This is a genomic window from Streptomyces sp. NBC_01635 (genome assembly GCF_045209715.1).
Classification (GTDB): domain Bacteria; phylum Actinomycetota; class Actinomycetes; order Streptomycetales; family Streptomycetaceae; genus Streptomyces; species Streptomyces hirsutus.
Window position 1 is genome coordinate 5,497,485 of sequence record NZ_CP109277.1, and the last position, 26,736, is coordinate 5,524,220.

Here is a 26,736-nt window from a genome sequence, read left to right on the forward strand (position 1 = left end):
CCTGCGGGGCGGCGAAGGCGTTCCACGCCCGTGGGGGGCAGGCGACGAGGTTGTTCTCGGACACACTCGACGGCTCCCGCCCCGCGCACGAGGGGGGGAGCCGTCCAGAGGCGCCATCAGGGGATCAGGCGTGACGGTGTGAACGCCGGTTGCCGGTGATGAGGCGGTACAGAGCGAGCAGGATGAGGGAGCCGACGATCGCGGCGAGCCAGGTGGAGAGTTCGAAGAACCCGTCGATGGAGTCGACGCCGAAGATCACCTTGCCGAGCCAGCCGCCGAGCAGACCGCCGGCGATGCCGATCAGCATGGTGATGATGATGCCACCGGGGTCCTTGCCCGGCATGATGGCCTTGGCGATGATGCCGGCGAGCAGGCCGATGACGATCCACGCGATGATGCCCATTGTTGTCTCCGTCCTGTCATAAAGACCGTGTCAGTTCCTCGTCTGTACCGTCCGCGCCCGAACAAACCCGTTCTTCGGATCGCATCCCCGACCGCCCCCGAGCCAAGTGAATTGGGGCAGCGTCGAATCGGGCCCGCACCGCGCTGCGGGCCGGCGGTGAACATCCCTCGTGCAAGGAGCAGCATGACCAAGCGGCCCGTCGGCACCGCCCTGACAGTCGTAGGAGCACTGCTGTCCCTGACCGGGGCCGTGCTGTACGTCCTGCCCGGACCCGGCCTCCCCGTCCTCGTCACCGGTCTGGCCGTGCTCACCGCCGGCCTCTTCACGTCCGCCACGACCCGCCGTGACCGACCACGCCCACGTCCCCGACAGGATCCCCGGTACCGATGACTTGGCAATGGATCGGCCTCGCCGTCTTCTCCCTCACCTTGCTGCCGGCGGGCGTCGCCCTGCTCACCGGCCACGTGCCCCAGCGGCTGCGCCCCCGCCTCGCCCCGATGCGCCCCCGCGGCCTTTTCCTCCTCGCCGTTTACACCGTCGCGCCGCTCAACGCCGTTCCCCGCCTGGCCGGTGCCTCGCCTTCGATCATCCTGGCCGCCACCTGCCTGGGAGCGCTGGTGATGCTCGCGGGGTGCATCACGGCGATCGTTACTGCTCAGCGGGCCAGGGAGACGATCCGATGACCGGCCGCGCACGCTGGTGGCGGCATGCCGGGTCGCTCACGGCCTGGTGGCTGCTGCTCACCCTGACGCTGTGGCTTCTCGGGCAGGCTGTCGACCAGACTGCCTCTCTTGCGGCGTGCGCCTCTTCCTCGGCGTTGCTGGTCGGCGTCGGGGAGACCGGTGACTGGGTGCGTCGACGCTGGACGGCACACCGTGGGCAGGCAGGGGCGGACCGATGGCCCCGCCGGCGACTGCCCCGGAACGTACCGGAGGGGAACGGGCCCGATTACCGGCGCGGAAAGCCCAGTTCGCGGACATAGATGTCCCGGTAGGGCGGTGCGACGCCGGCCGGAGGGCCCTTCCGGCCGGCCTTCCTCCACCCCCAGTGCCGGTAGACGCTCTGCGTGGCGAGGGCGGTGGGCTGCACCGAGAGGATTGCGCGCTGCTCCTCGCGGTCGCGCAGGAGTTCCTCCGACAGGCGCCTCCCCGTGCCCCGACCGCGCCGTTCGGGGAGGACCGCGTGAAGCCCGGCGACGGCCCGGCGTGCCGCCGCGCATGTCCGCCGCGGTGGGGGGTACGACCCCTCCCGTACGGGGCAGTCGCGGAAGCGGCCGAAGAGCGAGGGGTGTCGGAAGTGATTCGAAAGCTGCAGGCGGTCGCGTTGGACTGCGCTGATCCGGTACGGCTTGCGGAGTTCTACGCGGAGCTGCTCGGTGGCCGGGTGGTCGCGGACCCGGAGGATCTCGACTGGGTCGAGGTGCACGGGTTCGAGGGAATCCCGCTGGCCTGCCAGCGGGTGGACGGCTACCGACCGCCCGAATGGCCCGGCCAGGAGCGCCCGCAGCAGCTCCACCTGGACTTCGACGTGGACGATCTCGACGGAGAGGAGAAGCGGGCGCTCGCCCTCGGTGCGACCGTGCTGGAGCGGACGGACCAACTCCGCCCGGAGGCCAACTGGCGGATCTACGCGGACCCGGCCGGCCATCCGTTCTGCTTCTGCCTCCACTGAGTCCCATCGGGCCCACTGCCCTGGCCCGATGGCTGTCGCCGCCTGCACAGGCGCCACGAGCGCAAAGCCGAGCGCTTCCTGGCCTTCGTCGGCATCGCCGACTCCCTCATCTGCTACCGCCGCTACCCCAAGTGAGCCGGCCTTCTATTCGTTTGCCTCAGGCCGGCCCGGTCATATAGGAAGCCTGCATGTTAAGGGGCAGCAAGGTCGGGCTGAGGGCCCGGCACGAGGACGACATCCCGATCCTGCGGACTGAACTCTACGACGACGTGGCCAACGCATCGAGGGCCGATGGCCGACCGTGGCGGCCGATCACGCCCGGTGCGGAGGACCCGCGGCTCGTGGTGGACGACGAGGAGCAAGGGCGCGTCCCGTTCTCCGTGGTGGAGCTGGGCGGCGGCACACTGATCGGCACCGCGACGCTTTGGGGCATCGACAACCACAACCGGTCCGCGCACATCGGCCTTGGACTGCTGCCGTCCTCCCGCGGCAAGGGCTACGGCACCGACGTGGTCGCGACCCTGTGCCACTACGGTTTCGTCGTGCGGGGCCTGCAGCGGCTGCAGATCGAGACGCTGTCGGACAACGCCGCGATGCTGCGCTCCGCCGAGCGCAACGGGTTCGTCCGTGAGGGCGTGCTGCGCTCCTCGGCCTGGGTGATGGGCGAGTTCCTGGACGAGGTGCTGCTCGGGCTCCTCGTCCAGGAATGGAAGCCGGACTCGAAGGGCTAGGCCGCCGTCCGACGGTCAAGGGCGGGTGTGGCACGCGGGTCCTCCACCGGCAGCAGCAGCCACAGGCCGGGCGGGACGTCGGCGGGCCACCTGGCCGCCTGCTGGAGAGCGGCCGGCAGCTCGCGGCCGCCCGCCTCCCAGGAGCGGGCGATCGGATCGGCCTCGTGGGAGAGCAGGACCGCCATGACGCCCAGGCTGTGACGGCCCGGGCGGGCATGGCGGTCCGATCGGCCGTGGTGGTCCGCTACTGCGGTCCGTACTTACGGCCCGTCCGCGAGGAGAAGCCGCCCAGAACATTGCGCGGCACCAGCTTCGCCGCTCCCATCAGGGTCTTGTAGCGCGCGTCCGGGATCGACAGCGTCTTGCCGCGGGCCAGGTCCGTGAGAGCCTCCTCGGCCACCTTGTCCGCATCCAGCCACATCCAGTTCGGGATGTTGTCCGTCCTCATCCCCGCCCGCTCGTGGAACTCGGTGCGTACGAAGCCGGGGCACAACGCCATCAGCCGTACGCCGTTGCCCGCCAGGTCCTGCGCCGCGCCCTGGGTGAACTGCACGACCCACGCCTTGGACGCCCCGTAGGTGCCGCGCGGTACGAACGCCGCGGTCGAGGCGACGTTCACGACGCCTCCGCGCCCGCGCTCCCGCATCGCCTCCGCCGCCGCCGTCGTCAGCCGGAGCACCGCCTCGCAGTGCACCTTGAGCATCCTCAGCTCGTCCGCCATGGAGACGTCGAGGTACCGGCCCTTGTTGCCGAAGCCCGCGTTGTTGATCAGCAGGTCGACGGGGTTCTTGCGATCGCCCAGCCGCTCGGCCACCGTCTCGATGCCCTTGTCCTCGGACAGGTCGGCCGTCAGCACCTCTGCCTCGACGCCGTGACGGTCGTGGAGCTCGGTCGCCTGCTCCCGAAGTCTGCCGATGTCGCGGGCCACCAGCACCAGGTCATGCCCGTCGGCCGCCAGCCGCCGCGCGAACGCGGCACCGATCCCGGCCGTCGATCCCGTAATCAGAGCGGTTGTCATGGCGCAAGACTAGTTACCCGGAGTCGGGGCGTCCGGTCGGCATCACCGTCTTGGCCGGTGCACTGAAGCCCGGTCGGATCAGTCGCTCCCGCGCCCGCCCCTCCACCCGCCCCGCCCCTCTATCCGTTTCCGTCTCCGTCCCCATGTCCGGCATGACCCGGCGGGGTACCGGCCGACTGACCTTTCTCGACCACCACGAACTGGCCCATCATCCCCTCGTCCTCGTGGTACAGCAGATGGCAGTGGTACATGTACGGAACGTCCGGGTCGGCCGGACCGGTGAAGCGCAGTGCCAGCTTCATCGTCGTGCCGTGCGGGACGAACACCGTGTCCTTCGGCCCGCGCAGGGCCGCCGGCGGAGCTGACCCGTTGACCTCCAGCACGCGGAACTGCACGTCGTGCACATGGAAGTTGTGCGGCATGCCGTTCGTGTTGCGTACCGTCCACACCTCCGTCGTCCCGCGGGTGACGGTGTCGTCGACGCGCCCCATGTCCATCGACCGGCCGTTTATCCCGGACAGCTTCAGATCGAAGTGCCGACCCCGTACCGCCTCGTCGCCGTCGGGCAGTTCCGGCTCGGCGAGCGCGGTCGGCACCTCCGGGGACGCCCGCAGCTGCCGGGCGGCCCGCAGCTCCAGTACGTCGAAGGAATCGTCGCCGCCGCCGAACCGCTGCTGCCAGAAGCCGCCGTAGTTCTCCTGAGGGAAGCTCCGGAGCATCACCCGTTCACCCGCCTCGACCCGCACGACGATCTCGGCGCGCTCGCCCGGCGACAACTGCACCCGGTCCATCACCGCGGGCCTCTCCAGCAGTCCGCCGTCCGTCCCGATCAGCGAGAAGTCACGGTCGTCCGGGAAACCGAAGGCGTAGGTACGGGCGGTGGACGCGTTGACCAGCCGCAGTCGTATCAGCTCGTCGCGCACCTCCCGATAGGGGTCCAGCGTGCCGTTGACCATGGTCCGGTCACCCAGGAAGCCCGCGTTCTGCAGCATCCCGCGGTCCCCGGCCAGCCGAGCGCCGTCGAAGCGGACGTCCTGCACGACGACCGGCAGATCGTCGACGCCGTACCGCTTCGGCAGGGACAGGCGAGCGGACTTCTCGTCGTCGAGGAGGAACAGGCCGGCGAGACCACGCCGGACGTGCTCCTCGGTCCTGCCGTGCGGGTGAGGGTGGTACCAGAGCGTCGCCGCCGGCTGGTCCACGGTCCAGTGCGGTGTCCAGGTGGCACCCGGAGCGATCATCTGGTGCGGTCCGCCGTCCATGCGCGCCGGCAGATGCATTCCGTGCCAGTGCACGGAGGACGCCTCGTCCAGACGGTTGCCGACCCGCACCCGCACCTTCTCGCCACGCTCCGCCCGTAGCGTCGGGCCGAGGTAGGAGCCGTTGAACCCCCAGGTCGCGGTCCTCTTCCCGTCGCGGAACTCCGTCTCACCCGCCTGCATGCGCAGGTCGAAGACCCGTGTGCCGTCCTTCTCCACGGTCGAATCGGCCAACGGCGGTATCGCCAGGGTGTTGTCGAACGGTGTCCTGCCCACCGTGCTGACCTCGGCGCCGGTCCACAGCCAGGCGAACAGGCCGCCGACGGCCACGGCGAACACGGTGACCAGTGAGCCGAGTACGGCGACAAGGCGCTTCCAGCGGAATGCGCGGCGGGGGGCGCCGGGCGGGCTTCCCCCGTCCGGCGCCGCGCTCTTGGACATGTGACGAGACATGCTTCGAGCGTCCTGGATCACGGCCCGCCGGACATCGGGACCTTCCCGGAGCCATCCCTGACCCAACCCTCTTACGAGATCAGGGATTTACCCCGACGCAGGGGGCTCAGCAGCCTTCCGTCCTCCGCCGTCCGTCCGGCCGTCCCCCGTCCTCCGCCGTCCGTCCCCCGTCCTCCGCCGTCCGGCCGGCCGGACAGGAGCAGGTGCTCGGTGCTCTGCGCTCAGGGGCGGCCCGGCAGTCCATGGCCGGTGAGCGGTGACCGCCGGTCAGGAGCCCTGGACCGTGGCGGACTTCGCTCCGAGGTTCTCCTCGTACTTCTCCTTGTACTTCCGTGCCCTCGCCAGTGCCTCCGGGTGGAGAGCGTCGCCCGCCGCCAGCAGCAGTGGCAGCAGAGTCTGCTCGGTCGTCACCGCCCGGAACTGCAGGGCGACCGTCACCTCATGATCCGGCCGGTGCACGATCCGTATCGCGTCGCCCGCCCGGACCTCACCGAGCCGGACCACCCGCAGATAGGCGCCCGGCGCACCCCGCTGCGTGAACCGCTTCACCCAGCCCTTCTCACCCAGATGGCCCTGGAAGGTGCGGCAAGGAATGCGACCGGAGGTGACCTCCAGCACCACTTCGGATCCGATGGCCCACCGTTCACCGATCCGGGCGCCGGACAGGTCGATCCCCTCCGTGGTGAGGTTCTCCCCGAACGAGCCGTTCGGCAGCGTGCGCCCCAGCACGCCTTCCCACTCGTCGAGGTCCTCGCGGGCCATCGCGTACACCGCCTGGTCGTTTCCCCCGTGGTGCCGCGTCTCGCACACCGCGTCCCCGGCCAGTCCACTCGCGCCGAACCCCTTCGGCCCCGGCGCCGCCACCCGCACCGACCCGTCCACCGGCTGCTTGTCGATGCCGGTCAGGCCCTCGGGTTGGTCCGTGTACGGCACGGCTTTGGGGCGACCCAGGTTCACAGACAGAAGCTTCATGAGGCGCACCGTAAGCGATGCAGAATCAAAGCGGCGAAGCGATATTCAGTGCAGCATCAAAGGGCGGCTTATCCTTGGGGCGTGATCGAGGCCCGTCATCTCCGAGTACTGCGCGCCGTGGCCACCACCGGTTCGTTCTCCGCGGCGGCCAGGGAACTGGGCTGCACCCAGCCTGCCGTCAGTCAGCAGATGAAGGTGCTGGAGGCGTCCGTCGGCACACCCCTGCTCGTCCGCACCGGACGAGAGATGCGCATGACGCAGGCCGGGGACGCGTTGGTGCGCCATGCCGTCGGCATCCTCGCCGGACTGACCGCCGCCGAGGAGGAGGTCGCCGCGATCGCCGGGCTGAGGGCGGGGCGGGTACGGCTCGTGTCCTTTCCCAGCGGCAGCTCGACACTCGTTCCGACAGCCCTCGCCGCGCTCCGCGACGCTCACCCGGGCACCCGTGTCTCCCTGGAGGAGGCCGAGCCGCCCCGGTCCGTCGAGATGCTGCGGGAGGGCGACTGCGATGTGGCCCTCGCCTTCCGCTACGAAGGGGCGGCGGGTGCGGAGGAGTGGGACGACCTCGTCGTGCGGCCGCTCCTCACGGACCGGCTCGTGGGGCTCCTGCCCGAGCGGCACCCGCTGGCGCACGCGGAGTCCCTGGCCATAGGGGAACTCACCGAGGAGCCGTGGATCGCCGGCTGTCCGCGCTGCCGGGGGCAGCTGGTGGAGGTGTGCGAGGCGGCCGGTTTCACCCCCCGCATCGACTTCGCGACCGACGACTATCCCGCTGTGGCCGGCCTGGTCGGCGCGGGGCTCGGGGTGGCCATTCTGCCCCAGCTGGCCATCGATTCCGTACGGCCCAGGGGTGTGCGCACTGTCGCTCTGGAGCCCGCGGTGCGGCGGGAGATCGTCGCCCTGACCCTCCCCGACCTCGCCCAGGTGCCCGCGGTGGGCGCGACACTCGACCAGCTGGCGCGCGCGGGCGGCCGTTAGCCGGGGCCCGCCGGGACCCGGTGCTCAGGAGAGGCCGGCCCTCTCCCGTTCCGTCCTGTTGTGCGTCTTCTCGTGCCCGGTCCGGTCGCCGTCTTCTCCCCGCCGTCGCTCGGGCGGGACGGGGAGGGCCGGGCCTCCCCGCGAAAAGAAAAGGGCACACGTGTGCGCCCGAGATGAAGAAACGTTCCTTCAGTTGTTCGAAGCGGCGTGCTCGCCGATCGACGTCGGCACCGGGTTCACCGACGCCGACACCGCCGATGCCGTCGGTGAATCCGGTGCCGACGTCGTCGATGTTGATGCGGGTGCCGACACCAGCCGGTGACGCGCCCGGCCCATCAGTTCTTCGCGCTCGTCCTCGGTCAGTCCGCCCCACACGCCGTACGGCTCGCGTACGGCCAGGGCGTGGGCGGCGCACTCGGCGCGTACCGGGCACCTCATGCAGACCTCTTTGGCCGAGTTCTCGCGAGCACTTCGTGCCGCCCCGCGCTCGCCCTCGGGGTGGAAGAAGAGCGAGCTGTCCACCCCGCGGCACGCGGCCAGGAGCTGCCAGTCCCACAGGTCCGCGTTCGGTCCTGGAAGGCGGGAGAAATCTGCCATTACGTGACCCCTTGTAGCCGTTCTGGGCGGATCCGGTGTCCACGACCGTACAACTACGATCCAAGGAGATGAAAATATGACTCATTGCGAATCTAGCCGCAGACACCAGTAAATGGGAAGAAAAGGGGCCGAACGGGGCACGGGTTGTGATGAAAGTTCGAGGGTCTCCCGCGCGTGTCTGCACCGTGTTCGTCCCCTCACGTAGAGTGCCGAAGACGGCAGACGGCCCCGTAACTCTTTTGAGTGACCGTCGTTGAGAGTGCGAGGCGGTTGAAGGAACAAGCGCTCGGGCAAGTGTCCGAAGCGGTCGACCGCACGGGTGACGATTTCGTACCAGCCTGGAGGCTCAAGGTGACGCGCATCAGCTGCGGAGGGCGGTCATGACTTCCGTCCTCGTCTGCGACGACTCCCCGCTTGCCCGAGAAGCGCTTCGCCGCGCGGTCGCGACCGTGCCCGGCGTCGAGCGCGTGACGACGGCTGCCAACGGCGAGGAAGTTCTCCGCCGCTGGGGAGCCGACCGCTCGGACCTGATTCTGATGGACGTGCGCATGCCCGGCCTGGGGGGTGTCGAGACCGTCCGGCGGCTGCTGTCCGCAGACCCCGGTGCGCGGATCATCATGCTCACCGTCGCCGAGGACCTCGACGGTGTGGCGCTCGCGGTGGCCGCCGGCGCCCGTGGCTATCTGCACAAGGACGCCTCCCGCGCGGAGCTGCGTGCGACGGTCACCCAGGCTCTCGCCGACCCGACCTGGCGGCTCGCCCCGCGGCGGCTGCGCTCGGCGGAGATGGGCGCCGCGCCCACGCTCACCGCGCGTGAGATCCAGGTCCTCGAAGGCATGAGCCACGGCCGTTCCAACGCCGAGATCGGTCGCGAGCTGTTCCTCTCCGAGGACACCGTCAAGACGCATGCCCGGCGGCTCTTCAAGAAGCTCGGAGCGTCGGACCGGGCCCACGCGGTGGCGCTCGGATTCCGGTGGGGTCTGGTCCGCTAGGGCCTGTCCTCCGGATCGGACCGGTTTCGGTGTGCGGCATCGAGCGGTGGCCGGCGGGTGGGGGTGCGCGGATGAACCCGCCCGGACCGCACCCGCCTCGACCGCACCTGCCCGGCTCCCGCCCTTGCGGGAGCGCGTCGGAGACGGGCGACGTCTCCGACGCGGGCTGCCGTCGCCCTGCCGGACGCAGCCCGTGGTCCGGCAGGGCGCCCGTCCCGCTGGACGGCCTCGGATCGATCCGGACGACAGGACCTGCGGTCGCCCGCGCGCACCTCGTCGGCAGGGATGCGAAATGCCCAGTTCGTCCGGGTGTCGAAAGTGGTGGCCGAGTGCCCTGTGCCTGTTTCGCCGCGGATGGCGCATCCTTGAGGTGTGGAGTTCCTCGGGGACAAGTCGGTCGAGCGGAAGAGGAGGGCGCAGGGGATGAGTTCCGGCGCACCTGCTCATAACGCTTCGGTGCACAACAACGGACGGGGTGCCGCGGAGTCGACGCCCGCAGGGCACCATGGACCGATGCGCGACGACGAGGCGGGCACTGGCCAAGGGGCGATCGGTGCGCTCGTCCACCGCGCCGTCGACGGGGACGAGCAGGCCACCCATGATCTGCTCGCCCATGTTCACCCCCTGGCGCTGCGGTACTGCCGCACCCGGCTGTCCCGGCTCCCGGGCGATGCCCGGCACTTCGTCGAGGACCTCGCCCAGGAGGTCTGCGTGGCGGTGCTCCTCGCACTGCCCCGCTACAAGGACACCGGCCGCCCCTTCGAGGCGTTCGTCTTCGCCATCGCCGCACACAAGGTCGCCGACCTGCAGCGCGCCGCGATGCGTCACCCCGGTCTGACGGCCGTGCCCTCCGACGAGATGCCCGAGCGTCCCGACGACTCCCTCGGTCCGGAGGAGCGCGCCCTGCTCAGCAGCGACGCCGAATGGGCCAAGAAGCTGATGGCCAACCTGCCCGAGAACCAGCGCGAGCTGCTTCTGCTGCGGATCGCCGTGGGCCTCACGGCGGAGGAGACCGGCCAGATGTTGGGAATGTCACCCGGCGCCGTCCGGGTCGCCCAGCACCGCGCCCTGAGCCGGCTGCGCGCCCTGGCGGAGCAGTAGCCGCCGCTGCGGAAACCATCCGCCGCCCTGCCGCCCCTTGGGGGAATGAACGGACGCTCGGCCGATTCCGTACGAACATACGAATACCGGAGCCTTGCGGAACGGTGGAATGAGACACCTCTGCTTCCCGTTAGCATGGACATCCGCACCGATCAAGGCCATTTGGGGAAGGTGTCATGACTGCGAACGTCGACGGAGTGCCCGGTAAATTCGCGACACTCGGGCTGACCTACGACGACGTGCTGCTGTTGCCGGGCCCGTCGGACATGGCACCCGACGAGATCGACACCGCCTCGCACGTCTCCAGGAACGTGCGGGTCAACATCCCGCTGCTGTCCGCCGCCATGGACAAGGTGACCGAATCGCGCATGGCGATCGCGATGGCCCGCCAGGGCGGTGTCGGCGTCCTGCACCGCAACCTGTCCATCGAGGACCAGGCGAACCAGGTCGACCTGGTGAAGCGCTCCGAGTCCGGCATGGTCACCGACCCCATCACCATCCACCCGGACGCCACCCTTGCCGAGGCCGACGCCCTGTGCGCCAAGTTCCGCATCAGCGGCGTCCCGGTCACCGACGGCAACAAGAAGCTCCTCGGCATAGTCACCAACCGTGACATGGCCTTCGAGACCGACCGCTCCCAGCAGGTGCGCGAGGTCATGACGCCGATGCCGCTGGTCACCGGCAAGGTCGGCGTCTCCGGCGCGGACGCCATGCAGCTGCTGCGCCGCCACAAGATCGAGAAGCTTCCGCTGGTCGACGACCACGGCGTCCTCAAGGGCCTGATCACGGTCAAGGACTTCGTCAAGGCCGAGCAGTACCCGAACGCCGCCAAGGACGGCGAGGGCCGACTGCTGGTCGGCGCCGCGGTCGGCGTCGCCGGCGACGCCTTCGAGCGGGCCCAGGCCCTGATCGAGGCGGGCGCCGACTTCATCGTCGTCGACACCGCGCACGGCCACTCCCGCCTCGTCGGCGACATGGTCGCCAAGATCAAATCGAACTCCACCGGTGTCGACGTCATCGGCGGCAACGTCGCCACGCGCGACGGCGCGAAGGCACTGGTCGACGCGGGCTGCGACGGCATCAAGGTCGGCGTCGGCCCCGGCTCCATCTGCACCACGCGCGTCGTCGCCGGTGTGGGAGTGCCGCAGGTCACCGCGATCTACGAAGCCGCGCTCGCCGCCAAGGAAGCCGGCGTCCCGGTCATCGGCGACGGCGGCCTGCAGTACTCCGGCGACATCGCCAAGGCCCTGGTCGCGGGCGCCGACACGGTGATGCTGGGATCGCTGCTCGCGGGCTGCGAGGAGTCTCCGGGCGAGCTGATGTTCATCAACGGCAAGCAGTTCAAGTCGTACCGCGGCATGGGGTCGCTCGGCGCGATGCAGACCCGCGGCGACCGCAAGTCGTTCTCCAAGGACCGTTACTTCCAGGAGGGCGTCGCCTCCGACGAGCAGCTCGTCCCCGAGGGCATCGAGGGCCAGGTGCCCTATCGCGGCCCGCTCTCCTCCGTGGTCCACCAGCTGGTCGGAGGCCTGCGGCAGTCGATGTTCTACGTCGGCGGCCAGACCGTGCCCGACCTGCAGGCGAACGGCCGCTTCGTGCGGATCACCTCCGCGGGACTCAAGGAGAGTCACCCGCACGACATCCAGATGACCGTGGAAGCACCCAACTACAGCAACAAGCGGTGACAGCCTGACAGCCCGCGCCCGCGCGAGACGGCCGTCCGACAGTGACGGCCCACGTGCCTCGCGCGTGCCCCACGCACACACGCGTGCAGACCGTACGACGGGGTGCACGGGCGCGTGACAGTCGTCCGAGGGCGGCCCGGGAGAGGCCCGGGCCGCCCTCGCCGTCCGTCCGGGGCGAGGCGAAGCGGGACTGTCGGGGATACTGGAAAGCGCTGCAACGCATCAGGGAAAGGCCACAGACGTGACTGAGATCGAGATCGGGCGAGGCAAGCGCGGCCGCAGGGCGTACGCCTTCGACGACATCGCCGTCGTCCCCAGCCGCCGTACGCGGGACCCGAAGGAGGTCTCGATCGCCTGGCAGATCGACGCCTACCGCTTTGAGCTGCCCTTCCTGGCCGCCCCCATGGACTCGGTCGTCTCCCCGGCCACGGCGATCCGCATCGGTGAGCTCGGCGGCCTCGGCGTACTGAACCTCGAAGGACTGTGGACGCGGTACGAGGACCCGCAGCCGCTGCTCGACGAGATCGCCGAGCTGGACGCCGAGACGGCCACGCGCCGCTTCCAGGAGATCTACGCCGCTCCCATCAAGGAGGAACTGATCGGGCAGCGCATCAAGGAGGTGCGCGACTCGGGTGTGGTCACCGCGGCCGCGCTCTCCCCGCAGCGCACCGCGCAGTTCTCCAAGGCCGTCGTCGACGCCGGCGTGGACATCTTCGTGATCCGCGGCACGACCGTCTCCGCGGAGCACGTCTCCGGCTCGCACGAGCCGCTCAACCTGAAGCAGTTCATCTACGAACTCGACGTCCCGGTGATCGTCGGCGGCTGCGCCACCTACACCGCGGCCCTGCACCTGATGCGTACCGGTGCGGCCGGTGTCCTGGTGGGCTTCGGCGGCGGCGCCGCGCACACCACCCGCAATGTGCTCGGCATCCAGGTCCCCATGGCCACCGCGGTCGCGGACGTGGCCGCCGCCCGCCGTGACTACATGGACGAGTCCGGCGGCCGGTACGTGCACGTGATCGCCGACGGCGGCGTGGGCTGGTCGGGCGACCTGCCCAAGGCGATCGCCTGCGGCGCCGACGCGGTGATGATGGGCTCCCCGCTCGCGCGCGCCACCGACGGTCCAGGCAAGGGCAACCACTGGGGCATGGAGGCGGTGAACGAGGAGCTGCCGCGCGGCAAGAAGGTCGACCTCGGCACCGTCGGCACCATCGAGGAGATCCTCACCGGCCCGTCGCACACGCCCGACGGCTCGATGAACCTCTTCGGTGCCCTGCGCCGCGCCATGGCCACCACCGGCTACAGCGAGCTGAAGGAGTTCCAGCGCGTCGAGGTGACGGTGGCGGACTCGCAGCACCGGCGATGACGTGACGCCGTGCTCACCCGGAGCACGACGCCCTTGAGGCGATGACGACGACGGGGCCCGGCCATCCGTGTGGATGGCCGGGCCCCGTCGTGTGTCCGTGAGGGCGGTGCGGTGGTGTGGAGGGCGCGCGGGGCGGCGCGGGGCGCGCGGTTGCCTCCGGCCTGAATGCCGGGAGACGGGCCGATTCGGGGCGGTGGCGTCCGTCTTTGGCTGCGGGACGCCGCCCGCCGCCAACCCCTGGAGCGCGGTGAGCCGCGGGCGCTCCCCTCTCACAACCGGTGCGCCGCCCCCGTCGGTGTGGCCCCGCGCGTGTCCAGCAGCAGCTGGGCCTTCACGGACAGGCCCTGGAGGTCGTACGTGCGGTGCTGCTGGAGCAGGATCGTCAGGTCGGCGTCGGCGGCGGCCTCGTACAAGGAGTCCGCGCGGGGGAGGGGGCGGTCGAGCACGCTCCAGGACGGAACGTGCGGGTCGTGGTAACTGACGGAGGCCCCCAGCTCCATCAGCCGCATCGCGATCTCCCGTGCGGGACTGCCCTGCTGGTCGGCGAGGTCGGCCTTGTAGGTGACGCCGAGGAGCAGCACGCGTGCGCCGCGGGCCGACTTGCCGTGCTCGTTGAGGAGCGCGGCGGCGCGCTGGACGACGTAGTGGGGCATACGGCCGTTGACCTGCTGGGCGAGTTCCGCCATCCGCAGGGTGCGGCCCGTGTGGGCGGTCAGGTCCTGGGCGACGGCGTGGCCGCCGACACCGGGGCCGGGACGGAAGGAGTGGAAGCCGAAGGGCTTGGTCTCCGCACAGCGGATGACGTCCCACAGGTCGACGCCCAGGTCGTGGCAGAGCACGGCCATCTCGTTGACGAGGGCGGTGTTGACGTGGCGGAAATTGGTCTCCAGCAACTGCACGGTCTCCGCTTCCCGGGGGCCGCGCGCGCGGACGATCTTGTCGCTGAGCCTCCCGTAGAACGCGGCGGCCGACTCGGTGCAGGCCGGGGTGAGCCCGCCGATGACCTTCGGCGTGTTGGCGGGGGTGAAGTCGCGGTTGCCGGGGTCGACGCGACTGGGGGAGTAGGCGAGGTGGAAGTCACGGCCCGCACGGAGGCCGGATCCGGATTCGAGCAGGGGGCGGAGGAACTCCTCGGTCGTCCCGGGGGGCACCGGGGACTCGAGGATCACCGTGGTGTGCGGGCGCAGCCGCGCGGCCAGGGTATGGGCTGCCGCTTCCACCTGGCCGAGATCCAGCCCGCCTTCCGCGCCGCGCGGAACCGGCGCGCAGATGACCGCGGTGCGTACCCGGCCGAGCTCGGCCGGGCCGGTGAGCGAGCGGAACCCCTGCGCGACCATGCGGCGCAGCTCGGCGGGGCTGAGGGAGGAGGCTTCCGGGCCGGTCCGGTAGCCGATGGTGGGGATGCCGGCGGCGACGGCGGCCTGGGCCAGGGGGAGACCGTACGGGCCGAGTCCGATGACGGCGAGATCTGCGGGCATGGCGTGGGCCGTCCTTCCCAGTAACCGAAGCGGGACAGGTGCGCAAGCCCTGTGGACAGAACGAGCGAGCGCAATGTCAGACTAGGAGTAAATATGACCGATTTGCTGTATTGATCGGCCGAGTTTCGCCGAGTCGAGGCAGGAGTTGTCCACAGGCTGGGGTGCGTGGTGGCTGAAGTTGGACAACGCGGCGAGAATTTGGGCATGAGGGAGGGGCCGGGCTTCGCCCGACGGGTGCGGCCGATGCGACCGATGAGCGGGAGGCAGCGGTGAGGACAGCGACACTGGGACCGGCGGAGCGCGCCGAGTCACTCGCATCCATGGCGGAGCGTGAACTGGACGTGCTGGTGGTGGGCAGCGGCGTGGTCGGCGCGGGCACCGCGCTGGACGCCGTGACACGCGGCCTGTCCACAGGACTGGTCGAGGCACGTGACTGGGCCTCGGGCACGTCCAGTCGATCCAGCAAACTGATACACGGAGGTCTGCGCTACCTGGAGATGCTCGACTTCGCCCTCGTGCGGGAGGCGCTGAAGGAACGCGGTCTGCTGCTGGAGAAGCTCGCCCCGCACCTGGTGAAACCGGTGCCGTTCCTCTACCCGCTGCAGCACAAGGGCTGGGAGCGGCTGTACGCCGGCGCGGGCGTCGCACTCTACGACGCCATGTCGATGGCTCCCGGACACGGACGGGGACTGCCCGTGCACCGGCACCTGAGCCGCCGTCACGCGCTGCGCGTGGCACCGTGCCTGAAGAAGGGCGCCCTGGTCGGGGCGTTGCAGTACTACGACGCTCAAATGGACGACGCGCGGTTCGTGGCGACGCTGGTGCGCACCGCGGCGGCATACGGCGCGAAGGTCGCCAACCGTGCGCGGGTGACCGGATTCCTGCGCGAGGGCGAACGGGTCGTCGGCGCCCGGGTACAGGACGTCGAGAGCGGCGGGGAATACGAAGTCCGCGCCAAACAGATCGTCAACGCCACCGGAGTGTGGACCGACGACACCCAGGCGATGGTGGGCGAGCGGGGCCGGTTCCACGTACGGGCCTCCAAGGGCATCCACCTGGTCGTCCCCAAGGACCGCATCCACTCCACCACCGGGCTCATCCTGCGCACGGAGAAGTCCGTCCTGTTCGTCATCCCGTGGGGCCGGCACTGGATCGTCGGGACCACGGACACCGACTGGGACCTCGACAAGGCGCACCCGGCCGCGTCCAGCGCGGACATCGACTATCTGCTCGAGCACGTGAACTCGGTGCTCGCGGTCCCGCTCACGAGGGACGACGTCCAGGGCGTGTACGCCGGCCTGAGGCCGCTGCTCGCCGGTGAGTCCGACGCGACCAGCAAGCTGTCGCGGGAGCACACCGTGGCGCATCCGGTACCCGGACTCGTGGTGGTCGCGGGCGGCAAGTACACGACGTACCGCGTGATGGCCAAGGACGCGGTGGACGAGGCCGTGCACGGGCTCGATGTACGGGTCGCCGCCTGTGTCACCGAGGACACGCCGCTGGTCGGGGCCGAAGGGTACCGGGCGCTGTGGAATGCGCGGGCGCGGATCGCCGCACGCACCGGACTGCACGTGGTGCGGGTCGAGCACCTGCTGAACCGCTACGGGTCGCTGGCCGAAGAGGTCCTGGAACTCGTCGCCGAAGACCCCTCGCTGGGCCAACCGCTGCAGGCGGCCGACGACTACCTGCGCGCCGAGATCACCTATGCCGCCTCGCACGAGGGAGCGCGGCATCTGGACGACGTGCTGACCCGGCGCACCCGCATCTCGATCGAGACGTTCGACCGGGGGACGCGCAGCGCCCGGGAGGCAGCCGAGCTGATGGCGCCGGTGCTGGGCTGGGACAAGGACCGGATCGAACGCGAGGTGCAGCACTACGAGAAGCGGGTGGAGGCCGAACGGGAGTCGCAGCGGCAGCCGGACGACCTGACGGCGGACGCGGCCCGGCTGGGGGCTCCGGACATCACTCCGTTGTAGGGCGGTGCCGCCGACGTATCGGCGCAGAGGGAATCCAAAGCGGTTTGGGTCGGTTCGGGCAGGTTCGGAGCTGCTCGGGTCGGTCCGGAGCGTACCGGGGTGCCGGGGTGGTCCGGCGGGCGCCGGGGCAGGCCGGGCTGGTCGGGCCTGCCCCGGGGAATCCGCGTTCACGTTCACTCGAACGAGTGTCGTGAACCGGGATCTCCGTTCGGGACCCGGCCGTTCTACGGGGTGCGAGGGCAGAACTCGGCCGCGAGTACCGCGGGTTCGAGACCGGGGTCCGCTATCGCGTCCGTGTTCACCCGGAAGGTGAGGACATGCCGGCCGTCGACGGTGGCTGCGCTGCGCACGTAGCTCCCGGAAATGCGTCCGTTGTGCCCCCACACCGTGGTGCCGCACGGAAGTTTCACGGGGAACAGTCCCATGCCGTACGAGCCGTGTGTGGCAAGGGTGTCGAGCATCTCGCGCAGCCGGCGCGGGGGCAGCAGTTCACCGCCGAGCAGTGCCGCGTAGAAGCGGTCCAGGTCGGCGAGCGTGGTCACCAGCTCACCCGCGGCACCGGCCACCCGCGGGTCGAGTTCGGTGACATCGGTTCCGTCGGTGGCGTAGGCGCGGCCGTGCGGAGAGGGCAGGGAGGAGCGGGCGCCGGGGAAGGAGGTTCCTGTCAGCCGCAGCGGAGCGATGATGCGCCGCTCGGCCTCGGCGGCGTACGAGTGACCGGTGACTTGTGCGACGACCAGGCCGAGCAGGACGTAGTTGGTGTTCGAGTAGGAGAAACGGCCGGGGGCGGCCGGAGAGTGGGTGAGTGCGATACGCAGTGCCTGATGGGGAGTGACGGGGACCGTGCCACGGGTGTCCGTGACGAAGTCGTAGAGGCCGCTGGTGTGGTTGAGCAGAGAACGCAGGGTCAGCGCGCGGCCGTCGTTGCCCTCTCCTCGTACCAGTTTCGGCAGATGTTTTTCCACGGTGTCGGACAGTGACAGGCGGTGCTCGTCCGCCAGTTGCAGTACGAGCGTCGCGATGAACGTCTTCGTGATGCTGCCGGCACGGAAGTGGTCGGCCCGGCTCAGGCCCTCGCCGGCGAGGGCCTGACGCGGGCCGGATTCGTCCACGGCCAGCAGGGCTGCCGCCGGGGCTCCACCCTGTGTGACCAGCAGCGGAAGGAGCGTGTCCGGGGGAGGGGCCGACAGAGCCGAGGAAACCGGCGGCGCCATGGAGAGCAGGACCATGGACGCGGCGATGGTCAAGAGCGTCCTGGGCGGCGGCATCCGGTTCCCCCTCTTGTCGCAGGGACATCATGCAGGGCCGCGGAGCGCTTCCTCCACCCGGGTTTCGGGTGCGCCGGGTATGGGGAACGGCCAGGGGCACCCTGGGCGCTGAGCACTTGTCGGGTGAGGGACAATGAAGGCTCTGTCAGGCCGGGTTGCATGAGGGGACGCATGTCGGAGCCGGAGCGGGCGGGGACAACCCGTCAGGACGAGAGCGCACGTCTGCTCGCCGGGCGGTACCGGCTGGGGGATGTGCTCGGCCGTGGCGGTATGGGGACGGTGTGGCGCGCCGAGGACGAAACCCTGGGACGGACCGTCGCCGTCAAGGAGCTTCGCTTCCCGTCGAGCATCGACGAGGAGGAGAAACGGCGGCTGATCACACGGACGCTGCGCGAGGCCAAAGCGATCGCGCGGATCCGTAACAACAGTGCCGTGACGGTCTTCGACGTGGTCCAGGAGGACGACCGGCCCTGGATCGTGATGGAGCTCGTCGAGGGCAAGTCGCTCGCCGAGGCCATCCGGGAGGACGGCCTGCTGGAGCCCCGGCGGGCTGCCGAGGTCGGGCTCGCGGTGCTCGACGTGCTGCGTTCCGCGCACCGCGAGGGCATCCTGCACCGTGATGTGAAGCCGTCGAACGTGCTGATCGCCGAGGACGGCCGGGTCGTGCTCACCGACTTCGGCATCGCCCAGATCGAGGGCGACCCGTCCGTCACCTCGACCGGCATGCTGGTCGGTGCCCCCTCGTACATCTCCCCGGAGCGGGCCCGCGGGCACAAGCCGGGGCCGGCGGCCGACCTGTGGTCGCTCGGCGGCCTGCTGTACGCGGCGGTGGAGGGCACACCGCCGTACGACAAGGGGTCCGCGATCGCGACGCTCACGGCGGTGATGACCGAGCCGCTCGAGGAGCCCAAGAACGCGGGACCGCTCAGGGACGTCATCTACGGGCTGCTCGCCAAGGACCCGGCCCAGCGGCTCGACGACGCCGGTTCGCGGGCCATGCTGAACGCGGTGATCAACGCGCCCGAGACCAAGGGCGCCGAGTCGGAACCGATGGACGCGACGAAGGTCGTGCCCCTGCCCGAGCAGCCCGGTGGGCGGGGCAGGGGCAGGCGGGGCGGCGAGGAGCCCGGGGAGAAACTGCGCGGCGCGATGCGTTCCGTGCGGAAGGCCGCAGGGGCGGCGGGGGCGGCCGGCTCCGCGGCAGCGACGCGCGCCAAGTCCGGCAGCGGTGCCGCCGGTTCGACGGCAGGCAGGGCCACCTCGGCGACCTCGTCCACCGCGCCGACGACGGCTCGGGCCGGAACGGGAGCCGGAAGCGGGGCACGGTCGGGCGGCCCGGTCACGGCCCGTGGCTCCGGTGCGGTGCCTGGCCCGGCGTCGGGCACCCGGGATGCGGGGTGGCCCGTGATGACGCCGCCGGACCTGCCGGCGCGGCCCGCGCCGAAGGCGTCGCTCACCGATGTGGTACCGCGGCGGACGTTGGTCGTCATCGCGGTGGTCGTGGTGCTCGCGGTACTCGGTACCGTGCTCGCCCTGACACTCGGCGACGACGACGAGGGTGGCGCGGGAGCGAAGGGCGGTGCGGAGCGGGTGGCCTCCGGCCAGGCGCCCAGCGTCGACACCAAGAAGGCCGATGGCTCCGAGGCCGGTGAGGACGACGGCACCCGAACCGACGGTGAGGCGACCGAACCGAAGGGCGACGACACGGAAGCGGGATCCGGCGAGACCGACACCGACGCCGGAGCGGGCGACAGCGGGTCGGACGACTCGGCCGAGACCGACGGGGACGCCCCGGTGGCGGATACGTACGAAGGGAACCAGGGCTACACGATCGGGCTGCCCGAGGGCTGGAAGTACGAATCGACGGGGACGGCAGGAGACCGGTTCACCGGACCCGACGCACAGAAGCTGCTCGTCGCCTGGACGTCCACGCCGAAGGGCGACCCGGTGGCCGACTGGAAGAACCAGGAGCGCTACATGGTGCGTTCGCAGTACGAGAGGGTCCGAATAGAGGCGGTGGACTACCGGGGGTGGAACACCGCCGACTGGGAGTTCACCTACGTGGACGGCGGTACGAAGTACCGGACCATCGACCGGGGATTCGTCGTGGACGGCCGGGTCGGGTATGCGCTGATGTACACGGCGAAGGCCGACGGTTGGGACGGTGAGCAGCGCAAGAAGACCTGGCAGGCGCTGACGCAGTCCTTTGAACCCAAGTCCTGAGCATGAGTGGCCGCTTGATTGGGGAGTGAGATGTGGCATCCCCTCTCTTCGGGTTGCCTCCGGCACGTATCGTGAGTGTTTGCAGACCGTACACAGCCGGAACAGGCGGCTGGGCGAGCGGACCTGACCGACCGTAATGCCGGGGGAGGCGCAGTGGACGAATACGCGGGGCGGGTTCTCGCTGACCGCTACCGCCTGCCGTTGCCGCCCTCCGACGAGTACGAACTGACCGAGACCCGCGCCTTCGACACCTACAGCGGGCAGGAAGTCCTCGTCAGGCAGATCCCGTTGCCGGAGGTCGTCGAGGCCGAGGTGCTCGACGCGGAAGGGCTGCCCGACGGTTTCACGGCGCGTGACGGAAGCGCCCGCCGGGCCGGCGGGCGTACGGCCGACCGTGCGGGCACGCGGCGGCCCACCGACCCCGTGGTGCGGCGGGCGGTCGAGGCCGCGCAGGCCGCGGCGGCCATTCCCGACCATCCACGGCTGGACCAGGTCTTCGACGTGTTCGCGGAGGGCGGTTCCCTCTGGATCGTCAGCGAGCTGGTGTCCGCCCGGCCGCTGGCGGCGCTGCTGGCCGAGCGGCCGCTGACCCCGTACCGGGCGGCCGAGGTCGCCGCCGACGTTCTCATGGCCGTGCGGGTCCTGCACGGCCACGGCTGGGTGCACCGGAACATCACCCCGCGCACGGTGCTGGTCTGCGACGACGGCCGTGTGATGCTGACCGGTCTCGCGGTCGGCGCGGCGGAAGAGGCGTTGTGCGGGTACGACCCGGTGCCTGCTCCTGACACGTTCCTTCCGGAAGCCGCCTCTCCGGGTGCGGCTGTTCCGGGTACGGCTGTTCCGAATCCGGCGGGGGCGGGCGCGGGTTCGGCGGCCGAAGCCCTGGGACCCGTGGCACCCACGGGAACCGGTATTCCGGCACAGGCGCCGGGGCGCACTCCGTCGTGGCCTCCCGGCTTCACCGCCGACCCCGCGCCCGGCCCCGCACACGGTTCTGGTCCCGCACCCCGTTTCGGTACCGGTCCCGCCCATGGTCCCGGCCCCGAATCGAATCCTGATGCCGTGCGACGGGCCGCCATCGAGGCGCGGGCCGGTCGGCTGCCCGGGGGCGGGGCGGTGGACCCGGGCAGTGGGGCCTCCGCCACGGAGGCCTCGCAGGCCATCGACAGCGCCGGGGACGTAAGGGCCGCCCGCGCGGGGGCGATCGCCGCGTACCGGGCGGGTGCCCGTGCCGCTGCCCGGGTGCAGGAGGCTCAGCGGTTGGGCCGAACCGCCCTGCCCGGTGCCGCTTCCGCCACCGGGGACGGCGGTCCGGCCGCCCTGGTACCGCACACCCGTGGTTCGTCGGGCGCCCCGGGCGGGAGTGGGACCGGTGCGGTCCCACCGGGGCTGATAGCCGACCCGTACGGGGTGGAGGCCACCGGCTGGCACGGCGCCACGCCCCGCAGCGCCCCGGCCGCCGAACCGGTGACCGACAGCCCACAGTTGCCCAGTGGCAGTGGCAGTGGCAGTGGCAGTGGCAGGGAAAGCGGGGACGGGGGCGGCAGCGGCTTCGGCGGGGCCGACGGGCACGGGCGTACCGCCCTGCCGCCCGGTGGGTTGGTACCGGCACCCGCGCTCGGTCCCGCGACCGGCGTGACAGGCCCGGCCGGGGCCGCGCCCCCCGGCGGAGCCGCCCCGGCCGCTCGTTGGGACGAGCCGACGGCCCACGCACCCGCGCGCCGGGGCCCCACCACCGCGTTGGCCGCCGAGCGGGCACGCCAGGCGCGGATGGCCGTCGTCGGCCCCGTGACGGAGCGGTGGGCACCGGAGCAGGCCGGGCCCGTGCACGAGAACTGGCAGCTGGCCGCACCCATCGGCCCCGCGACCGACCTGTGGGCGCTGGGCGCGCTTCTGTTCCGGGCCGTACAGGGACACGCGCCCTACCCGGAGGAGTCGACGGCCGAGCTGGTGCAGATGGTGTGCGCCGAACCCGCCGCGTTCGCCGAGGAGTGCGGGCCGCTCAGGCCGGTCGTGGAGTCGCTCCTGCGCCAGGACCCCACCGAGCGGCTCGACTTCGAGGAGCTGCGCGGCTGGCTGCGTTCGCTGGTGCGGTCGGCGCCCGAGCCGGAAGCCGGCGTGCACGTCATAGCGGCACCGCCGGTCGACACCAGCCGGCTGCCGATCGTGCGCCGCCGGGGCGAGCTGGTGCGCAGGCGCCGCGCCGGACTGCCCGCGCACCACGGACGGCACAAGCGCGCCAAGCAGGAGTCGGGATCCCCGCGTCGGCTGGGCCGCACCCTGCTCCTGCTGGTGCTGCTCGCCATGGCCGCGGCGATCGCGTACGCCGTGATGTTCATGCCGAAGGCCGGTGAGGAGACCGGGGGCGCGGGGGCGGCCCGGGCGACCGGTGAGGCGTCTCCGTCGCAGGAGGCGGGCGGCGCGCCGGGATCCGGTGACTCCTCGGCGGAGCCGCAGGATCCGAAGAGCCCGAAGGGCGGTACCGGGGAGTCCGGTACGGCCGACGAGACGCAGACCACCGGCCCCGACGATCCCGACGTCCCCAAGGGCTTCACCCTGCGCGAGGACCCGGAGGGCTTCCGTGTCGCCGTGGCGAAGGGCTGGCAGCGCACCGGGAAGAACGGAAGCGGTCAGGTCCTCTACTCCAGTGGCGACTTCGAGCTGATCGTCGTACCCGGCCGGGACAGCGCCGCGCAGTACGGAGACGACCCGATGGCTTATCAGCGGGACGACGAGCGCGAACTCCAGCCGTACCGCGACTCCAGCTGGGCCACCTCCACCGGCCTGAAGACCATCGAGGTGGGCGGGCGAACCATGGCGGAGGGCCAGTTCACCTGGACCGGCGACAGCGGCGAGCTGTACATCCGCAACCTCGCGGCGCTGATCGAAGGCCGGTACCACGTGCTGCAGGTGCGCGGCCCTGAGGGGGAACGCGACGAGGTGACCCGGCTGTTCGAGCAGGCCTCGGAGACCTACCGGTTCACCGGCTGACCCGGCTCCGTACGCCTCAGCAGTCGCCGCTGTCGCATCCGTCGCCGCGGGATCCCCGCAGTGGCAACCATCACAGTGCGGTTTCCATGGCCCGCCCGCTGTTCCCAGGCCGGGCCCCGGAAACCTAACCTGGCCTTGTCAAGACCATTGCGGGGCAAGGTGAATCAGATGCAGGGCCTGCTCGTCGCGGGTCGCTACCGGCTGGGTGATGCCATCGGCAGCGGTGGCATGGGCCGGGTGTGGCGCGCGCATGATGAGGTGCTGCACCGGACCGTGGCCGTCAAGGAGTTGACCGCCGCGCTCTACGTCTCCGACGGGGACCAGGCCATGATGCTGGCGCGTACCCGCGCCGAGGCACGCGCGGCGGCACGGATCAACCACTCCGCGGTCGTCACCGTGCACGACGTGCTGGAGCACGACGGCCGGCCGTGGATCGTCATGGAACTGGTCGAAGGCCATTCGCTCGCCGACGCCGTCAAGGAGCGGGAGCGCGTCGAGCCCCGCGAGGCGGCCCGTATCGGCCTGTGGGTGCTGCGCGCGCTGCGCGCCGCGCACGCCGCCGGGGTGGTGCACCGCGACGTCAAGCCGGGCAACGTGCTCCTCGGCGGCGACGGACGCGTGCTGCTCACCGACTTCGGCATCGCGCAGATCGAGGGCGACACGGGGATCACCCGTACCGGAGAGGTCGTCGGCTCGGTCGACTACCTGGCACCCGAGCGGATCCGCGGCCTGGATCCCGGCCCCGCCTCGGACCTCTGGGCGCTCGGCGCGACGCTGTACACGGCGGTGGAGGGCAGATCGCCGTTCCGCCGCACGTCTCCGCTGACCACCATGCAGGCGGTCGTGGAGGAGGAGGCCGACGAGCCGCCGTACGCCGGCCCGCTCGCGCCCGTCATCAGCGCGCTCCTGCGCAAGGATCCGGCCACACGGCCCGACGCGGAGGCGGTCGAGCAGATGCTCGCCGAAGCGGCGGAGGGGCGGCGGCCCGCCTCGGCGCAGAGATACGTGATGACGCAGGCCGACGGCACCCGGATGCCGTCGGCGTCGACGTCGCCGTCGCCATGGCCATCGGGATCGACGGCGTACGGGCCGGGGGCGGGTGCCGGTACGGGTGCCGTGCCGCCGCCGTCTTACTTTCCACCGGCGGCCGGCACAGAGGCCGAACCTGAGCCCGGTGCGTCTGGCGCCCTTCCTGGCGCCCCTGTTACGCCCGGTGCGCCCGGTGCACCCGGTGCGACCTCTGGGCTGTCGGGCGGCGAGGGCTCCGGTGTCACGGCCGTCCAGTCGCCTTCCGGGGGCGTCACCCCCGCCGGGCCGCGGCTCGGGCGAGTGGGTCTGATCGCCCTGGTCGTGGTCCTGGCCGCGCTCGTCGGCGGAGGGACCGCGATGCTGCTCGTACAAAGGGGCGACGGCAGGACACAGGACAGCAGCAGCTCGGCGTCGCCCTTCGACAAGCCGAAGCCGACGCCCACGCCCGCGCCCGCGAAGACCGGTGCGGACGACAGCACGCAGACGGGCGGGCTTCCGGCGGGCTGGGTGCGCCGTGACGACCCGTTCGGCTTCAGCATCGTCCTGCCCGGCGACGACTGGGAGCGGGTCGTCTTCGACGAGGAGACGCGTCAGGTCGACTACACGCCCGACGGAGGCAGGAGCTTCATCCGTATCGCCGCCGACTACTCCCCCGACTTCGACGACCCGTACGAGCACCTGAGCGATCTGGACCAGCAGATAGGGCAGCGGCTGGTCGACTACCGGCAGACGGGTCTGGAGCGCCGCGTCTACCGTGACCGCGAGAGCGCGCGGCTGGAGTACACCTGGACCGCGCTGGCGAAGGACACGGAGTTCCCGGGGCCGTACCGGGCCGTCGACCAGATGTACCTCTCCCGTGACGGAGTCGAGTACGCGATCTACATGGCGTCCCCGGCCGAGGACTGGGCCACCACGAGCAAGCAGTTCGAAACGGTCCTGCAGGGGTGGCGGGAACCCCGCTAGGACAGGCCCCGGTCCCCGGAGGAATCCGGCTGTCCGGTTCCGCGCCGGTTCCGTGGCGGTGGCGCTTGGCCGAATAGGCCTACCGGAGGGATGACATCCGGTGGGGCATGATGAGCCCATGGTGACCGAGGGGGAGCCCGGAAGCGGGCCCGCGCGGCACAATGCCCGTGTCATCGCGGGCCGTTATCGCCTGGAGGCGAGGCTCGGGCGCGGCGGCATGAGTGTGGTGTGGCGGGCGACGGACCAACTGCTCGGGCGTGGCGTCGCGGTCAAGGAACTCGCCTTGGACGAAACGCTTTCCGCGGCGGCGGCACGGCGGCAGCGGGACCGCACCCTGCGGGAGGCGCGGGCGCTCGCCCAGTTGAGTCATCCGCACATCATCGTCGTCCACGACGTCGTCGAGGACGGCGAACGCCCGTACATCGTGCTGGAGCTGATCGACGGCGGTTCGCTCGCCGACCGTATCGCCACTCGGGGACCGGTCGACGCGGTGGAGGCCGCGCGCATCGGCGTCGACCTGCTCGGCGCGCTGCGCGCCGCCCACGCGGCGGGCGTCCTGCACCGCGATCTCAAACCCGCGAACGTGCTGCTCGAGTGCGGCACCGACCGGGTCGTCCTCACCGACTTCGGTATCGCCCAGGTCGCGGGCGCCACCACGCTCACCGAGTCCGGATCCTTCGTCGGCTCGCCCGAGTACACCGCCCCCGAGCGGATGTCCGGGGCCAGGACCGGACCCGAGTCCGATCTGTGGTCGCTGGGCGCGCTGCTGTGCACGGCGCTCAGCGGCGAGTCGCCGTTCCGCCGGGACTCGATCGGCGGGATCGTGCACGCGGTCGTGGTCGACGAGATCCGGCCGCCCTTGCAGGCCGGGCCGATTCTGCCCGTTGTACGCGGCCTGCTGGAGCGGGACCCCGACCGGCGGCTGGACGCGGACCGTGCCGAGGGGATGCTGCGGTTCTTCCTCGAGACGGGCCGCACGCCGGAGTCTCCGCCGCTCGGATACCTGCCGTCCGGATACCCGGCGCGCGGGCGGGGCCGGACGCGTCGGCCGCTCCCGGAGCGGGGAGGGGCGGCCGAGTGGGGGCGCACCCCCGACGGCCTTGCCGTCACCGTGGTGCGCTCGCCGGGGCGGCCCACGAGGAGTGTGCTCGTTGCCGCGCTGGCCGTTGCCGCGCTGGTGGGCGCCGGGGTGTCCGCGACGGTCCTGCTTCTGGAGCGCGACGGTGACGGGAGCGGCGGCGGGGGCGGTACGCCCGCGAGCACCGGGCCGCTGACTCCCGAGCCTCGGCCACCGGAGTCCCGCCCGTCCCGTACCGACGGTACGGACGGTCCGTTCCTCACGGCCGACCCCTCCCGTACGGCGGGTCCGTCCGCCTCTCCCGCCTCTTCCGCCTCTGCGGCTTCTGCGGCTTCTGCGGCTTCTCCGTTTCCTCCGGCTTCCTCCGCCGTGGTGCCGCTTCCGAGGTCTGTGGCGTCCGGCACGACTTCGTCCGGCGTGTAGCCGCATAAAAGGTAGATAAGCCGCGGACGGAGTCACGGGTCTGTGACCGGAGGGCACCCGCTGTGGCTCCGCGAGGGGCCG

The 26,736-nt window shown here is 71.2% G+C and carries 23 protein-coding genes; 14 read left to right on the forward strand and 9 right to left on the reverse strand.

Annotated features, from left to right (window positions below):
• Nucleotides 1–124: 124 nt before the first annotated feature.
• Nucleotides 125–403 carry a GlsB/YeaQ/YmgE family stress response membrane protein gene (locus OHB56_RS25785; protein ID WP_406355846.1) on the reverse strand — a complete coding sequence of 93 codons (279 nt, stop codon included), beginning with the start codon at nt 401–403 and terminating at the stop codon, nt 125–127.
• 183 nt (nt 404–586) lie between these two features.
• Between OHB56_RS25785 and OHB56_RS25790 the strand changes: the two genes are divergently transcribed.
• Nucleotides 587–793 (forward strand): PGPGW domain-containing protein, encoded by a 207-nt coding sequence (locus OHB56_RS25790; protein ID WP_326754313.1) that lies wholly within the window; start codon nt 587–589, stop codon nt 791–793.
• Complete coding sequence (locus tag OHB56_RS25795; RefSeq protein ID WP_406355848.1) at nt 790–1,086, forward strand: hypothetical protein; 297 nt, start codon at nt 790–792, stop codon at nt 1,084–1,086. Before OHB56_RS25790 ends, OHB56_RS25795 begins: the two co-directional genes overlap by 4 nt.
• Nucleotides 1,087–1,351: 265 nt before the next feature.
• On the opposite strand, the gene OHB56_RS25800 is transcribed toward OHB56_RS25795, so the two are convergent.
• Nucleotides 1,352–1,492: a hypothetical protein gene (locus OHB56_RS25800; protein WP_406355850.1), complete on the reverse strand. Its 141-nt coding sequence runs from the start codon at nt 1,490–1,492 to the stop codon at nt 1,352–1,354.
• A 207-nt stretch (nt 1,493–1,699) separates the two neighbouring features.
• Between OHB56_RS25800 and OHB56_RS25805 the strand changes: the two genes are divergently transcribed.
• On the forward strand, nt 1,700–2,074 hold the full coding sequence (locus OHB56_RS25805) for a VOC family protein (RefSeq protein WP_055596602.1): 375 nt from the start codon (nt 1,700–1,702) through the stop codon (nt 2,072–2,074).
• A gap of 188 nt (nt 2,075–2,262) precedes the next feature.
• Complete coding sequence (locus tag OHB56_RS25810) at nt 2,263–2,805, forward strand: GNAT family N-acetyltransferase (protein WP_381177001.1); 543 nt, start codon at nt 2,263–2,265, stop codon at nt 2,803–2,805.
• On the opposite strand, the gene OHB56_RS25815 is transcribed toward OHB56_RS25810, so the two are convergent.
• From OHB56_RS25815 to OHB56_RS25830, 4 genes are all read right to left on the reverse strand, one after another.
• Entirely contained in the window at nt 2,802–2,990 is a 189-nt protein-coding gene (locus OHB56_RS25815; RefSeq protein ID WP_406355852.1) for a hypothetical protein, read from the reverse strand. The genes OHB56_RS25810 and OHB56_RS25815 overlap by 4 nt on opposite strands.
• 59 nt (nt 2,991–3,049) lie before the next feature.
• Nucleotides 3,050–3,823 carry an SDR family oxidoreductase gene (locus tag OHB56_RS25820; protein WP_326754317.1) on the reverse strand — a complete coding sequence of 258 codons (774 nt, stop codon included), beginning with the start codon at nt 3,821–3,823 and terminating at the stop codon, nt 3,050–3,052.
• Nucleotides 3,824–3,942: 119 nt separating this feature from the next.
• Entirely contained in the window at nt 3,943–5,535 is a 1,593-nt protein-coding gene (locus OHB56_RS25825; RefSeq protein WP_406355854.1) for a multicopper oxidase family protein, read from the reverse strand.
• 267 nt (nt 5,536–5,802) lie between these two features.
• Nucleotides 5,803–6,507, reverse strand: a complete 705-nt coding sequence (locus OHB56_RS25830) for an MOSC domain-containing protein (protein ID WP_406355856.1) — start codon at nt 6,505–6,507, stop codon at nt 5,803–5,805.
• Between the two features lie 81 nt (nt 6,508–6,588).
• Between OHB56_RS25830 and OHB56_RS25835 the strand changes: the two genes are divergently transcribed.
• The gene (locus OHB56_RS25835) at nt 6,589–7,485 is read left to right on the forward strand and encodes a LysR family transcriptional regulator (protein ID WP_406355858.1); all 897 of its coding nucleotides are present in this window, start codon (nt 6,589–6,591) and stop codon (nt 7,483–7,485) included.
• 189 nt (nt 7,486–7,674) lie between these two features.
• Here the strand turns inward: OHB56_RS25835 and OHB56_RS25840 are convergent, their stop codons facing one another.
• Nucleotides 7,675–8,082, reverse strand: a complete 408-nt coding sequence (locus tag OHB56_RS25840) for a WhiB family transcriptional regulator (RefSeq protein ID WP_326754321.1) — start codon at nt 8,080–8,082, stop codon at nt 7,675–7,677.
• 380 nt (nt 8,083–8,462) lie between these two features.
• On the opposite strand from OHB56_RS25840, the gene OHB56_RS25845 reads away from it, so the two are divergent.
• The 4 genes from OHB56_RS25845 to OHB56_RS25860 all read left to right on the forward strand — a co-directional run bounded on the left by OHB56_RS25845 (nt 8,463) and on the right by OHB56_RS25860 (nt 13,226).
• On the forward strand, nt 8,463–9,074 hold the full coding sequence (locus OHB56_RS25845) for a response regulator transcription factor (protein ID WP_003948568.1): 612 nt from the start codon (nt 8,463–8,465) through the stop codon (nt 9,072–9,074).
• A gap of 513 nt (nt 9,075–9,587) precedes the next feature.
• A complete protein-coding gene (locus OHB56_RS25850; RefSeq protein WP_406355860.1) occupies nt 9,588–10,175 on the forward strand; it encodes a sigma-70 family RNA polymerase sigma factor in 588 nt (195 codons plus the stop codon).
• A 176-nt stretch (nt 10,176–10,351) separates the two neighbouring features.
• Complete coding sequence (gene guaB, locus OHB56_RS25855) at nt 10,352–11,860, forward strand: IMP dehydrogenase (protein WP_055630762.1); 1,509 nt, start codon at nt 10,352–10,354, stop codon at nt 11,858–11,860.
• Between the two features lie 241 nt (nt 11,861–12,101).
• On the forward strand, nt 12,102–13,226 hold the full coding sequence (locus OHB56_RS25860; RefSeq protein ID WP_055591954.1) for a GuaB3 family IMP dehydrogenase-related protein: 1,125 nt from the start codon (nt 12,102–12,104) through the stop codon (nt 13,224–13,226).
• 269 nt (nt 13,227–13,495) lie between these two features.
• Here OHB56_RS25860 and OHB56_RS25865 read toward each other — a convergent pair whose 3' ends face one another.
• Complete coding sequence (locus OHB56_RS25865) at nt 13,496–14,704, reverse strand: nucleotide sugar dehydrogenase (RefSeq protein WP_326754322.1); 1,209 nt, start codon at nt 14,702–14,704, stop codon at nt 13,496–13,498.
• 269 nt (nt 14,705–14,973) lie between these two features.
• Here OHB56_RS25865 and OHB56_RS25870 point away from each other — a divergent pair, with 269 nt between their 5' ends.
• Nucleotides 14,974–16,680 carry a glycerol-3-phosphate dehydrogenase/oxidase gene (locus tag OHB56_RS25870; protein WP_326754323.1) on the forward strand — a complete coding sequence of 569 codons (1,707 nt, stop codon included), beginning with the start codon at nt 14,974–14,976 and terminating at the stop codon, nt 16,678–16,680.
• A 224-nt stretch (nt 16,681–16,904) separates the two neighbouring features.
• On the opposite strand, the gene OHB56_RS25875 is transcribed toward OHB56_RS25870, so the two are convergent.
• Nucleotides 16,905–17,948, reverse strand: coding sequence for a serine hydrolase domain-containing protein (locus tag OHB56_RS25875; protein ID WP_406355863.1), 1,044 nt, complete (start codon nt 17,946–17,948; stop codon nt 16,905–16,907).
• 171 nt (nt 17,949–18,119) lie between these two features.
• Here OHB56_RS25875 and OHB56_RS25880 point away from each other — a divergent pair, with 171 nt between their 5' ends.
• The 4 genes from OHB56_RS25880 (at nt 18,120) to OHB56_RS25895 (ending at nt 26,655) form a co-directional block, all read left to right on the forward strand.
• Nucleotides 18,120–20,171 (forward strand): serine/threonine-protein kinase, encoded by a 2,052-nt coding sequence (locus tag OHB56_RS25880; protein ID WP_406355865.1) that lies wholly within the window; start codon nt 18,120–18,122, stop codon nt 20,169–20,171.
• Between the two features lie 153 nt (nt 20,172–20,324).
• Entirely contained in the window at nt 20,325–23,162 is a 2,838-nt protein-coding gene (locus tag OHB56_RS25885; protein WP_406355867.1) for a protein kinase, read from the forward strand.
• A 168-nt stretch (nt 23,163–23,330) separates the two neighbouring features.
• The gene (locus tag OHB56_RS25890) at nt 23,331–25,154 is read left to right on the forward strand and encodes a protein kinase domain-containing protein (protein ID WP_406355869.1); all 1,824 of its coding nucleotides are present in this window, start codon (nt 23,331–23,333) and stop codon (nt 25,152–25,154) included.
• Between the two features lie 118 nt (nt 25,155–25,272).
• Nucleotides 25,273–26,655, forward strand: a complete 1,383-nt coding sequence (locus OHB56_RS25895) for a serine/threonine-protein kinase (protein WP_406355871.1) — start codon at nt 25,273–25,275, stop codon at nt 26,653–26,655.
• Nucleotides 26,656–26,736 lie beyond the last annotated feature (81 nt).